7 protein-coding genes are annotated in these 13,420 nt (G+C 61.8%); 5 read left to right on the top strand and 2 right to left on the bottom strand.

Annotation, left to right across the window (positions count from 1 at the left end):
• Positions 1 to 145: 145 nt before the first annotated feature.
• The 5 genes from DSM100238_RS07810 (at position 146) to DSM100238_RS07790 (ending at position 6,659) form a co-directional block, all read left to right on the top strand.
• Complete coding sequence (locus DSM100238_RS07810; protein ID WP_152356107.1) at positions 146 to 772, top strand: DUF3043 domain-containing protein; 627 nt, start codon at positions 146 to 148, stop codon at positions 770 to 772.
• Between the two features lie 222 nt (positions 773 to 994).
• A complete protein-coding gene (gene lpdA / locus DSM100238_RS07805) occupies positions 995 to 2,473 on the top strand; it encodes a dihydrolipoyl dehydrogenase (RefSeq protein ID WP_152356106.1) in 1,479 nt (492 codons plus the stop codon).
• Between the two features lie 149 nt (positions 2,474 to 2,622).
• Positions 2,623 to 3,414, top strand: coding sequence for a DUF4191 domain-containing protein (locus DSM100238_RS07800; protein ID WP_152356105.1), 792 nt, complete (start codon positions 2,623 to 2,625; stop codon positions 3,412 to 3,414).
• 358 nt (positions 3,415 to 3,772) lie between these two features.
• Complete coding sequence (gene glnA, locus DSM100238_RS07795; protein WP_015451297.1) at positions 3,773 to 5,209, top strand: type I glutamate--ammonia ligase; 1,437 nt, start codon at positions 3,773 to 3,775, stop codon at positions 5,207 to 5,209.
• A gap of 316 nt (positions 5,210 to 5,525) precedes the next feature.
• Positions 5,526 to 6,659, top strand: a complete 1,134-nt coding sequence (locus DSM100238_RS07790; RefSeq protein ID WP_152356123.1) for an Mrp/NBP35 family ATP-binding protein — start codon at positions 5,526 to 5,528, stop codon at positions 6,657 to 6,659.
• A 175-nt stretch (positions 6,660 to 6,834) separates the two neighbouring features.
• Here DSM100238_RS07790 and ligA read toward each other — a convergent pair whose 3' ends face one another.
• Together ligA and DSM100238_RS07780 are read right to left on the bottom strand one after the other, a co-directional pair.
• The gene (gene ligA / locus DSM100238_RS07785; protein WP_152356104.1) at positions 6,835 to 9,636 is read right to left on the bottom strand and encodes an NAD-dependent DNA ligase LigA; all 2,802 of its coding nucleotides are present in this window, start codon (positions 9,634 to 9,636) and stop codon (positions 6,835 to 6,837) included.
• Positions 9,637 to 9,845: 209 nt separating this feature from the next.
• Positions 9,846 to 13,376, bottom strand: a complete 3,531-nt coding sequence (locus DSM100238_RS07780) for a tetratricopeptide repeat protein (RefSeq protein WP_152356103.1) — start codon at positions 13,374 to 13,376, stop codon at positions 9,846 to 9,848.
• Positions 13,377 to 13,420: the final 44 nt, after the last annotated feature.

Raw genomic sequence — 13,420 nt, 5'->3', positions numbered from 1 at the left:
GGGTGATGTGTCGCCGCCGCGCACCATCCGCATACCGTATTACCGTGATACCGTGGCGTTCGGCCGTTCCCATCGGGCTGGTTTTCGGCGATTCCGGGCGGATTGCCGGGCTGCGAGCGTCTAGTGGTCACCGTAACCTGCAAGCATGACATGGAACCCGTTCAAGAAGACCACCGACGAGCAGCCGGCCGAGCAGGATGAACCGGCCGCGTCGAAGGAATCAGGCGCGAAAATCACTGAAGGCAAGGGCCGTCCGACCCCCAAACGCAAGGAGGCGCAGGCGCGCAATCTTCGCCCGCTCGTCCCCAAGGACCGCAAGGCGAGCGCGAAGGCCGCCAAGCAGCGGATTCGTGCGAAAGAGGACGCGGAATACGAGGCAATGCAGAACGGCGACGTCCGTCATATGCCGAAGTCGGAGCAGCTGCCGTGGCGCGTGTATATCCGCGATTATGTGGATGCCCGCTACAATCTGGGCGAGTTCTTCATTCCGGTGATTGTCGTGATGATGGTCGTCATGATGGTGTTCAGCTCCCGCAGCCCGCAAGCAGTGATCGTGCTGACGATTCTCATGTACGCGTACCTGTTCGCGGTAATCATCGACATCGTGGTGATGTGGCATAAGCTCAAGAAGAAGCTGGTCGCCAAGTTCGGCGACCGTGCGGTGGCCCGCGGTTCGCGCTCGTGCATGTACGCGTGGAGCCGGTCAATCCAGATCCGCCGCTGGCGTCTGCCCAAGCCCACCTCCCCGAAGCGCGGCAACTGGCCGGACTGAGTTTCGTTCGGTCGCTTTTCCGGTTTTGTCTGACACCCCGTTGCGGCATACCACCGCAGCGGGGTTGTTGTATGTGGCGGCATGTTGTCCGCCAACCGCAAGCTTCGCCACGGGCGGATACGGGTGGCAGGTAGAAGCGTCACCTTAGACTGGAAGACATTGCAACCTGAACCGAAGCCCGGCGCACACGGCAGCGCGACGGGCCATGCGCGAGGAGGCCATATGAGTGAACATGCCGACATCGTCATCATCGGGGCCGGGCCGGGCGGATACGCCACCGCACTGCGAGCCGCGCAACTAGGCAAATCCGTTGTGCTGGTTGAACGGGATGCCACGCTCGGCGGCACGTGCCTGAACCGCGGGTGCATCCCGTCCAAGGCGCTGCTGACTGCCACACGCACCATCGACACAATCGGACGCGCCCAGCAGCTGGGGATCGATGCCACACTCAGCGGCGTGGATTACGGCGCGCTACGCGATTATCGGCTGCACATCGTCGACACGATGACCAAGGGGCTGGCCGGTTTGCTCGCCCACCGCAAGGTCACAGTCATCCGCGGGCAGGCAGAACTGACCGACCATTCCACAGTCAGTGTCACCCCCAGTGCCGGAACACAGCAGGTACAACGGTTCCGCAATGCGGAAATCCCCGAGGACGCCGGCCAGACCTTGGTCTTCAACGCGGAACATGTGGTCCTGGCCACCGGCTCGGAACCCAAGCCGCTGCCCAGTCAGCCGTTCGGCGGGGCGCTCATCGACTCCACGCAGGCGTTAGCGCGCAACCAGTTCCCGTCCAGCGCGGTGATTATCGGCGCCGGGGCCATCGCCATCGAATTCGCTTCGATGTGGCATGCCGCCGGCACTGACGTAACCATGCTGATCCGCAAGGACCGGCTGCTGTCGGCATGGGACCGCAGGACTTCCATGGCATTGACGCGCGAGCTGAAACGGCATGGCATCACCATCATCGACCACACCTCAGTCAGCCATGTCGATACGGGCGTCAATCTCGGCGCAACCGTCCACTACACGCGCGGCGATGACGCGACGGACCACACCGCATACGGCGAAGTAGTGCTCGCCGCAATCGGCCGCACCCCGAACACGTCAAGCCCATGGTTCGCTTCGAACGGAATCACCCTGACCGACGGCGGTTTCGTCGTCACCGACGCATACGGACGCACCAATGTGCCCGGGGTGTGGGCGGTGGGTGATATTACGGTCGGGCCGGCACTCGCCTACCGCGCGTACGAGCAGGGCATCGTCATCGCGGAATCGATCGCCGGGCTCAATCCCCCGCCGGTTGACGATGACGCCGTGCCGCAGATCGTATTCTCCACGCCAGAGGTCGCGTCCGTCGGCATGACGCTTGACGAGGCGCAGAAGCGCGACGATGTGCAGGAAGTCAAGGAAACCCTGTACCCGATGCTGTCGAACGCGCGCATGCTGATGAGCGGCTCCGCGGGTTCGATGTCCGTGGTCAGCGGCATGCGGGCGAGTGACCCGGATACCGAGGTAATCCTCGGCGTGCACATGATGTCGCCTGTGGCCAGCGACTTGATAGCCGAAGCCGAGCAGCTGGTCGGCAACCATGTGCCGCTGAGCCAGGCGGCGCGGCTCATCCACCCGCATCCGACCTTCAGCGAGACGCTCGGCGAGGCGATGCTCAAGGCGGACGGGCGGCCGTTGCATACGCGTTGAGCCGCATGACACCGCCGCGAGCCAGAACCGACCGCGGAAGGCTGCCCGCAGACAGCGATTTCGCTACCCGCGGGCAGCCTCCGGCGCTTCCATACCGTTTGATAGAGTGGTGCCCAGTGTGTCCGTTTCCCAGAAGATAAGGATCGCAAATGGCAGACAAGGCTGAAAAGAGCAATGGCGGCAAGCGCCAGAACATGGTGAAGAATATCATCGCGCTGTTCAAGTTCACCTACAAAGAGGATAAGAAGCTGCCTTGGCTGGCCGCGGGCGCCTTCATCGTGCCAATTGTCGTCGCGATTGTGCTCGGCATCGTATTCCACTGGTCGGTCATCGCCTGGATCCTGCTCATGATCACCGCGGTCATGTTGGGAGCCCTGTTCTTCACCATGGTGCTCACCAACCGCGCCGACCGAGTCGGCTACGCGAAGCTCGAAGGCCAGCCGGGCGCCGCCATCGGCGTGCTGGGCAATATCAGCAAGGCCGGCTACTCCTTCCCGCAGGAACCGGTGTGGGTCGATCCGAAAACGAAGGACATGATTTGGCGCGGCACCAGCAATTCCGGCATCTACTTGCTCGGAGAGGGCGACGAGCAGCGCGTCAGCCGCGCGATGGACCGAGAAGAGCGCAAGATCAAGGGCGTCACCGCCGGCTCGTCGATCCCGGTCTACCGCATCTGCGTGGGTACCGGCGAACATCAGGTGCGCTTGAAGGACGTGCGTCGTGCCGTGCTCAAGTGCAAGAGCTACGAACCGACCCACCACAAGCTGTGGATCGCGAAGAAACTCCACCCGCGCACCCGCTTCTACCTGACCAAAACCGAGCTCAACACGCTCAACGAGCGTCTGCGCACTCTGCAGCTCAAACAGGGCTACGGCATCCCGAAGGGCATCGACCCGACGCGCGCTCAGCATGTCAATCGTCGAGCGCTGCGCGGTCGCTGACCTATATCGCTGGTCGCGGCAACACTAACCGCACAGCGACATCACACAACAACACCACACGAATGCCCGGTCGGACTTGTCTCCGGCCGGGCATTCGTCGTTTCGCACGCCGCCGAGACGGCGCCAACGGCATGTGCACATCCTCCGCCCAAGACGCCCAGATACGCCCACATGTCCATGTTTCGAACGCCAAATGCACGAAATCCTTACGGATTTAAAAATACAGAACCTTGATTTTCCAACGATTTCACCCAAATGTTACCGAAGTACGAAACATGTTCGTAACGCAAACGGCGAGTGGCCGAAACCGACGAACCTAGACTTGGAGCCTGTAAGTTCACATGAAAGGAGCGGTCCCTTGACTGCACTCGAAACCAAAGCAGACGTCGAGGCCCTGATTAACCAAGAGGGCGTTGAGTACGTCTCCGTTCGCTTCACCGATCTCATCGGTATTCAGCAGCACTTCACGGTTCCCGCCAGCGAGTTCCTCAAGGATGCTTTCACCGACGGAATGCCGTTCGATGGTTCCTCCGTCCAAGGCTTCCAGGCCATCAACGAGTCCGATATGAAGCTGGTGCCGGATGTCTCCACCGCGTTCATTGACCCGTTCCGCAAGCACAAGACGCTCGACGTGGCCTTCTCCATCGTCGACCCGATCACCGATGAGCCTTACTCCCGCGATCCGCGCCAGGTCGCAGGCAAGGCCGAAGCCTACCTCAAGTCCACCGGCATCGCCGACACCGCATCCTTCGCACCTGAAGCCGAATTCTTCATCTTCGACAAGGTGCGTTACGAGAACAGCATGCGCCGCTCCTTCTACGAGGTCGACTCCATCGAGGCTCCGTGGAACTCCGGCGTGGACACCGAAGATGACGGCACCCCGAACATCGGTTTCAAGAACCGCGTCAAGCGCGGCTACTTCCCGGTTCCGCCGAACGATCACTATCAGGATCTGCGCGACGACATGGTCGCCAACCTGCAGAAGGTCGGCCTGATTCTCGAGCGTTCGCACCATGAGGTTGCGGGCGCCGGCCAGCAGGAGATCAACTACCGCTTCAACACCCTGCAGCACGCGGGCGACGACCTGATGAAGTACAAGTACGTCGTTCACGAGACCGCTGCCCTCGCCGGCAAGGCCGTGACCTTCATGCCGAAGCCGATCGCAGGCGACAACGGCACCGGCATGCACTGCCACCAGTCCCTGTGGAAGGACGGCAAGCCGCTGTTCTACGACGAGAAGGGCTACGGCGGGCTTTCCGATATCGCTCGTTGGTACGTTGGCGGCCTGATCAAGCACGCTTCCTCCGTGCTCGCCTTCACCAACCCGTCGCTGAACTCCTACCACCGTCTGGTTCCGGGCTTCGAGGCTCCGGTCAACCTGGTGTACTCCGCTCGTAACCGCTCCGCCGCCATCCGTATTCCGCTGGCTGGCACGAGCCCGGCTGCCAAGCGCATCGAGTTCCGCGCTCCGGATCCGTCCTCCAACCCGTTCCTCGCCTTCTCCGCACAGCTGATGGCAGGCCTTGACGGTGTGCTCAACCACATCGAGCCTCCGGCTCCGGTTGACAAGGACCTCTACGAGCTGCCGCCGGAAGAGCATGAGGGCATCAAGCAGGTGCCGGGCTCCCTCGGCGAGGCGCTCGACGCCCTCGAGGAAGATCACGACTTCCTGACCGCCGGCGATGTGTTCACCGACGATCTGCTGGAGACTTGGGTTGATCTCAAGCGCGGTGAAATCGACCAGGCTCGCCTGCAGCCGACGCCGCTCGAGTACGAGCTGTACTTCAACATCTGATTCACACTGATCAGTAACCGAAAAAACGGGAGGCAAGTTTGGGCTTGCTTCCCGTTTTTCGTACGCATATGGTCCGCCTGGAATCATTGTCCCCGATTGCCGTCCCCGATTGTTTCAAACCGATGCGCGAGTCCTGCCGTCTGAAATACGCACTTGGCCACTAGCGTGGCGGACGGAAGCGCGCTACGGTGTTCAAGGACAATCAGGAGGAACCATGGCACACACCCCGACTTCCCAGCAAGCGGCAACCACGACAGGAGCCGGCAGCACCCAGCCGAACGCCGGCGACACTGTTCGCAACGCGAACACCACGACCATGCCGGCGGCGAACGATCAGCCAAACGCCATTGAAATCGCCATCTACCACCGGTTAAGCAAAGTCATCGACCCGGAATTAGGCCGTTCCATCACCGATCTCGGCATGATCGCCGCCATCGAAGCCACACCACACAGCACACTTCCCCTCACCTTCGACGTGACCGTGCACGTGGAACTGACCGTGGCCGGGTGCCCGCTGTCAAAAACCATCACCAATCAAATCAATGGCGCCGTAGCATCCTACCCGGATGCGACGCTCATCCCGCACATCGAAGTGACGGCCATGAGCCAAGACAAGCTCGCCAATCTCGTCGCCCAGCTCAAGGCCGAACGCCGGCAGAACCCGTTCACCAAGCCTGGCGTGCACACACGGATCTTCGCGATTGCTTCCGGCAAGGGCGGAGTCGGCAAATCCTCGGTCACCGCGAATCTCGCCGCCACATTCGCAGCGCTCGGCTACGACACCGCCGCCATCGACGCGGACATCTATGGGTTCTCGCTTCCACGGCTGTTTGGCGTGCACACGCAGCCTACCAATCTGAACGGGATGCTCATGCCGGTGGTCTCGTGGGGCGTCAAACTCATGTCAATCGGCATGTTCGCGGGCTCTGAACGCGCGATTCTGTGGCGCGGGCCGCGATTGCAACGGTCATTGGAACAGTTCCTGTCGGACGTGTGGTGGGGAAGCCCGGACGTCCTGTTGCTTGATATGGCTCCCGGCACCGGAGATATGGCGATATCGGTCGCGCAGACCTTGCCGAACGCGGAACTCGTGGTGGTGACCACCCCGCAGCCGAGCGCTTCCGAAATCGCGGTGCGTTCCGGTTTGGTCGCCTTGCAGGTGCCGATGACCGTGCGTGGCGTGGTCGAGAATATGAGCTATTTCGAGCATAATGGGGAACGGCTGGAAATCTTCGGGCATGGCGGCGGGCGGCGCGTCAGCGAACAGTTGACTCACGCGCTCGGTTATGATGTGCCGTTGCTTGCCGAGCTCCCGTTGGAGCCGCAAATCCGCGAAATCGATGATTCCGGGCGCCCTGCGGTGCTCACACCGTCCGGCGAGCTGGCTGACACGCCTCTTGCGGCCCAGTTCACCAAGCTCGCCCAATCCCTGATGTCCAGTACCAAGTAAACAGCACCAAACAAGGCGGGTAAGCAACCCGGATAAGCAACGCCACCCCAATCCCCAACGCCGCCCCTTCCCAAACCGTCTACGCAAACAGCCCTCCCAGCGTAACCAGTTTGTGCAACTGCTGCTTCTACCGACGCTGACGGCGGTCTCAGCGTCGGTAGAAGGTTCGGAGAGGTCAGTCAGCGAGTTCGGGTTGGGTCGTATCAGCTGCACCAGCGCCAGCACGAGCGGCCGGTTCTCCCGGTTCGCCGGTATCCAACAACCGGCGGAACTGGGTTTCATCGAGTATCGGCAGGCCAAGTTCCTCGGCTTTCGTCGCCTTCGACCCCGGGTTCTCCCCGACCACCACATACGTGGTTTTCTTGCTGACCGACCCCGCGGCCTTGCCACCGTGCGACACAATCGCCTCCTTGGCGGATTCCCTGCTGAAATCCTCCAAGGATCCAGTTACAACAACCGTCATGCCAGCCAAGGTCTGCGGCTCGGTGTTCTCACGCTCAACCTGCCCGACACCGGCGGCCTTCCACGCTGCAAGAACCTTGCCCCGCCAGTCCTCCGGCTCACGGGATTTGGCGAACCAGTCCACCACTGAACTGGCGATTTCCTCACCAATACCGCCGATTTCAGTCAGATCATCAACACTGGCATGCTCAATCGCCTCAAGCGACCCGAAATGGTCGGCGATCATGCGGGCGGTCGGCGGACCAAGCCGTCTGATGGACAATGCGACCAGCACACGCCACAAATCCGCCTGCTTGGCCTTGTTGATTTCGTCCAGCAGCTTATACGTGTTCTCCATCGGCCGCACATATACCGGCTGGCGTGCAACCGTGCCGTCATGCAGAGTCTTGGTATGGCAATCCACGACATGCGCATCACGCGGCACAGCGTAGCCCGGGTACGATTCCAGGTCGTCCCCACGCCGGTTGGCTTGCTTGACGGCCTTGTCGCTCACCGCACGTTTCGCATCGGTCGGTGTCGTCCAGAACGCCGGTACCTGATGCCACAAGCCCGATCCGCCGATGCGCCGACGGATCTTCCGTTTCTTCCCATTCGCATCGACTTGTTCGCGCACTTCGATAATCGGTGCCTCTCGCCACACCCGAATGTTACGCAGCATCTCGGCGTCAAGACCGAACAGCCCCGCTTCACTGGACAATACCGGCGTCTGCACGGGCGGCAACTGCAAGCCTTCCACCGGCTCATAGGGGTCCGGCTCTTGCCCGGGTTCCACTTCGATTTCAGTCCGATACGGGTCATAGGAAGCCACCGAATCCGGACGGTTCTCCTCCGGGTTCGTCAGCGCGATGGCGCTCTGATCGCCCAAATGCTCGATATCGAACGCCTTGCGCGACCCCAAGTTGATGATGCGTTCGGTCAGCTGAGCTGGGCAGGATTCGACATTCGGGCAACGAATATCCTTGTCACCCTCCTTCGCCGGAGCGAGCGTCGCACCGCAGGACGGGCAGCGCGTGGGCATCACGAACTCACGCAACTGGTCTTCCCTGCCCTTACGCCGTTCCAGCACCGGTCCAACAAGCTCCGGGATCACATCGCCAGCCTTGCGCACCACCACGGTATCGCCGATGAGAATGCCCTTGCGCTTGACCTCGAACGGATTATGCAGCGTGGTGCGTGCCACCGTTGAACCGGCGACATAGACAGGCTTGAGCACGGCGACCGGCGTGACACGCCCCGTCCGCCCGACCTGCACAATGATGTTGAGCAGCTCGGTGTTGACTTCCTCGGGCGGATACTTGTATGCGATCGCCCAGCGCGGCGCACGCGAAGTGGCGCCCAGCCGGCGTTGCAGCGCAAGATCGTCAACCTTGACGACGATGCCGTCGAGCGCATGCTCGATATCGCCGCGATGCTCGCCGTAATAGTCGATCATGTCGAGAATCTGGCTGAAATCCGTGACCTCGCGATTATGCGGGGAGACCGGAATCCCCCACTTTTTGTACAGTTCGTATGCCTGCGATTGGTCGTCCACCTGGTCATGGCCTTGATGTGCGCTGCCCTCGCCCCAACGCAATGAACCCAGACCGTGCGCGTAGAAGCTCAATCGTCTGGTCGCGGTGATCCGAGGATCCTTCTGCCTGAGCGACCCGGCTGCGGCATTGCGTGGATTCGCGAAGGGGGCATGGCCTTCATCCTCATTGCGCTCATTGAGCGCGTGGAAATCATCCCACCGCATGAACACTTCGCCGCGGATCTCCACGAATTCCGGGATATCCGAAGCAGGACCGGCAAGATTTTGCGGAATCGTTGAAATGGTGCGCACGTTCATCGTGATATCTTCGCCGACGACCCCGTCTCCACGGGTCAGGCCTTGTTCGAGCACACCGTTGCGGTAGAGCAGATTGAGCGCCAGCCCATCGATTTTGACTTCACAGGTCATCGGCAACGGCTTGCCATCCGGCCATTCGAGATCCTCCCGCACGCCGTTGTACCAGTCGCGCAACTCCTCGATGGAAAACACATCATCGAGGCTCATCATCCGCGAGGGGTGGCGTACCGATGCGAAATCGTTCGAGAACGCGCCGCCGACACGGTGTGTGGGCGACTGCGGGGAATCCAGCGAAGGAAACGCGGCTTCCAACCGTTGCAGACACCGCATGCGCGCGTCATAGGCGGCATCCGAGGAAACCGGCGAGTCATCGATATAGTAGGCGACTTGGTCGCTTTCCACCCATGCGGCCACCTTCGCCCACAACCGTGCAGCCGCGTCGGCGTCCATGGCGCTGACATCAAGCCGGTCGAGCCGCAGCGCATCCTCATCATCCGCGCGCAGGGCGGCAATCCACTGCACGCTGCCGGGCGCATATCGGCGCGCGCCCTCATCCGCGACCACCGGCGGGACATCCGGCGCGCTCACCGCTTGCGGGTCCGACGATTGCTGATCCGGGGCATCAAAATCCCAAGCCAGTTGTTCCCCTTCAGCTTCGACAGCCTTGCGCGCATTATGTGCAGTCATACCAAATCCGCCATTCATCGCCATTCATCGTCTACCCGTGGGCAGGAATGCCCGCTTCCTTACCCGATAATAGTAGAAACCGCCCACAGTGGGTGCGCTGTCCAGTGCGCCGGCGTCGGCAGGCACGGCACGAACCGGCGGTACGGTCACCGGTCGCAACTCGCCGCCAGTGTGCCCGCCGACTCGCCACCGGCGGTCAGCTCACCGATTCACGCGTCAAGCGACCTGAGGAACTGCGCCTGGACCATGTCAATCCCGTCGCTTTGACCGTCATTGAGCCGTGCGGCGGCGATGGACAGCGTACGGGCGGGAACGAACATGCCGTTGTCGACGCACACCCGCGCGGCCTGCCGCACAATCGGCTCGACTTCGGTGTGCGGCCACACCGGCAGATCATGCTCAGTCAACACCGTCGCCGCATCAACCACATCATGCGGCACGGGGATGCACTGCGAACGCGCCCGCTCCATCAGCTCATCGAGTTCGGCCGGCAGCGTGGACAGCTGGCCGGGGGCGATATGGGCGGCCATGAGATATGCCGCGGCGGCGGTGTCGAATCGATCCCGCATCCATTCGGCGTACGCGAACCGGTAGTATGCGAAAGCCGCATCCGCACGGTCGAGGGCGACACGCAACGCGTTCAGGCATGCGGCTCGCGCAGAATCCCAGTCTTCATCCCTGGCGAGCTGCACCGCCAAACGCATATGCGACAGCGGGTAGGCAGGCGCATAGGAGACCATCGCGTTGAGATGCCGCAGGGACGCCTTGGCTCCTTTGACTTGTGCGAGAATGTCCGCAAGCTCCATATGCGCATAGAACAAGCCGTCAGGAATCAGAACCGTGCGCTCCCCCGCTGTGGCGAACAGCCGGTTGTACACTACGCGCTCCGCATAGGAGTTGAAATACCGGGGCACTCCTTGGGATTTCGCGAACAGGGCGTCAACCCGGGCGACCGCGGCTTCCTGGACTTCAATCGCCTGTTCGGGCTGTCCGGAGAACAGCAGGTCACGCGCCTTGACACGTTCGGCATCCAATCGTTTGGCGAGGGTGAAATCGAAATCAGGCGTATCCCTGCCGTCGATCAACGCGGCTCCAACCTGCGGAGCCAACTGGGACAATTCCGGGTCTCCGATATGGTCGACGATCCGCATCGCATGCTGCGCTTTGGCAACCGACGGCATGCTGTCATCCGAGGCGAGATGATGGAAGTCGGTCACAGCGCGTTGCAGCAGATCGACACGCTGAATGGACAGTCCGGTCGCATCCGCGCATCCGAGAACCCGGCTGGTGTGCGGGCCGAACTGGGCTTCCGAAAACTCCGGTTCCTGCTGCGAAGCGAGCGGGCTGAACTTGGCGTCACGCAAGTCAAGATCGGTGTCCACCGGTTCGAGCGCACCTTGGGCATCGACCGACATGACCGCATCGAACATCCGGTAGGTGGTCACAGGGTCATTGAGCCCATGATCGTGCACGTAGCTCAGCAACGCATCGCGGCTGAATGTGACGGCGACCATATGCCGTACCGTCGGATTGCTGCGCAACGCCTCCAACGGATCGGCTCCGTGGCCGTCGGGGTGATCGCCCCCGTTGGAGGCGCCCGGCGTCGAATCCGAATCGGAGATGGTGAAGGATTCAGCTCCGGAACCGTCATAATCGGCATTGTCCTGCGGAACACTGAACACCGCTTCGTCGATGTCGGCGCCATGCATAAGATCTTCGAATGCTTGGTCTTCCGCGGATTTCGAGGCATCTTCCGACCCGCTCTCGCCGGCATCTCGCTCGAATCCTGCCGATGCCTGGGCGCCATCGGCAGGGATATGCCCCTCCCCCGCGCGTCGGTCGGCAGCCTCACGCGATGCATCCCCACGCTGGGGTGGCGCCAGTGACGGGTCGCCATGTACATCGCCGTCCTTCGGAGCTGATTTACCGCCCATCACCGCTCCTGGCTCCTGGGTGCGCATGCGCTCGAACGCTTTCAGCGCCTCACCCATGAGCTTGGCGATGGCGCTGTCCTGCTCGGCAACGGCTTCTTCAAGACCGATGGAATCGATGGTCACGGACACCTGTTTGACCCGCGTATCCACTGCGAACGCCATACTCGCCATCATCAGGCCGACGCGCAGATTGTATGCCGCACTCATCGCGGCACGCTCATGCTCCTCGAGTTTCACCCAGTCGTGCCGGCGTTCGCTGTACCGGCTCTTCGGCATCATCGCGGTTCCCGCCGTGGTGAAGGTGATCGCCACGTTGCCGTCATGCAGGTTCGTGCGGAAATCGACATCGAATCGGAAGGGCAGGCGCATGCTGCGCAGCAGCAGCGACAAGGTCTGCCGATATACCCACTCGGACCCCGCAGCATCCTTGGTGCCTGTTGCGGCACGACCTGTCGGATCAGGAAAATCATGAGCGGTCTGCTCGGCGGCCTCCCGCGCGATCCGCATCATCGTGCGCAGCGGGGCGATGCCGTCATCATGCAACGGATCGAGTGGCGTGCTGTCATCACTGCGCAGGGCGATCAGCGCAGGATCGCGCAGCAACGCCATATCGAGCTGTGCCGCCTGGGCACGAGTGACCGTGTCTTCGATCGGCTGCTGGCCTACTCTCGCGTTGCGTTCCAACACCGCGCTGACGGCGGCGAACCGGTTGAGTCCGCCTTCAATCGCCAAAGATGCGAGCGCAGGGGAAAATTCGAGCGAAGAATCCCAGCTGAAGAAATAGCTTCCCGAGAAGCTCGAAGTAAACAAGTGCAACGGCTCGGCACCATGCACGGCTTCCAGCCCAGCGACCGGTTGCAGCGCACCTGCTTCCCGCATGATGTCGGAGAAGTAGTCTTCGAGTCCGGAAGCGCGCATGCCATGCGCCCGCGCTTCCAGCGTGTCGCGGACACTGCGTCGGATAGCGCCCATCGGGGCTTCACGGTTGAGTCTGCGGAAAATATTGCCCGATCCGAAACCGATGAGCAGGCCGCTCATCTGGGGCAGCAGATACGCGGTGAAGAAGGCGATCGCGATGGCGTCGCGGTACTCCAGGTCGCACCGCATGCTGGCATCGAGCTGTGTGCGCAATTGTTCAAGCGTGTAGCGGTTGTTGCGTTTGATCCACGAGGCGAGCCACATCATTCTGCCGTCTTGTCCTCGTCCGACGATGCTGCCTTGCAGCACATCGATTGCGGATTCGTCGTCCTGATTGCCGCCGACCACTGCACGCAGAAGATCGCCAGCGCGCTTCGCCGCGGACGCCCCCGCTGACGTCCCTGTTCCCAAACGGGTGTCGTCGGGTAACCGTGATGCCCCGTCTTTGCTGAACATGAACCGGATTTCAGCGCCTTGGATGTCCATATTCGGGTTCGTTCCGGAGAACACGCGGCCGCGGTCATCGGCGAGCGCGATCTGGGCGAAACGATCATCCCCGACGAACATCCCCAGAGAGAACGCCCGTCCGTGCGTCTGCGGCAGTTGCGCCCAGCCGAGCCGCAAGCCGTCAGGCACGCCTGTCAGGCCGTCATACGTCCGGCGTTTGATGATCGGCGTGAGTTTGATGGCGCGACGGCTCAGTTCATTGACGACATCATCCGGGTTCGCCAGCGCCTGGCCGAAGGGGTTGGCATGCGTGGACGTGGCATGTCCGTTGCCATTCGAACGCCCCGACGCTGAATGGCGGATCGATTCTTTCAGCTTGGCGAACATCGATGGTTTCAGCTGCCTGCCGCGTGCGTCCGTGTGCTTCCTGAATCGTGTCATACGGTGATTGTCCCAATCCGCGCAGACATGGCGGGGTGGTCTTG

It is taken from the genome of Bifidobacterium apri, from assembly GCF_009299485.1.
Classification (GTDB): Bacteria; Actinomycetota; Actinomycetes; order Actinomycetales; family Bifidobacteriaceae; genus Bifidobacterium; species Bifidobacterium apri.
Note: the sequence above shows the minus strand (reverse complement) of the source record. Positions and strands in the feature narration are given on the sequence as shown.

Coding starts and splice junctions, on each gene's coding strand:
- DSM100238_RS07800 (WP_152356105.1), top strand. CDS start 2,623: ATGGCAGACAAGGCTGAAAAGAGCAATGGCGGCAAGCGCCAGAACATG.
- DSM100238_RS07790 (WP_152356123.1), top strand. CDS start 5,526: ATGCCGGCGGCGAACGATCAGCCAAACGCCATTGAAATCGCCATCTAC.
- DSM100238_RS07780 (WP_152356103.1), bottom strand. CDS start 13,376: ATGACACGATTCAGGAAGCACACGGACGCACGCGGCAGGCAGCTGAAA.
- DSM100238_RS07810 (WP_152356107.1), top strand. CDS start 146: ATGACATGGAACCCGTTCAAGAAGACCACCGACGAGCAGCCGGCCGAG.
- ligA (WP_152356104.1), bottom strand. CDS start 9,636: ATGACTGCACATAATGCGCGCAAGGCTGTCGAAGCTGAAGGGGAACAA.
- lpdA (WP_152356106.1), top strand. CDS start 995: ATGAGTGAACATGCCGACATCGTCATCATCGGGGCCGGGCCGGGCGGA.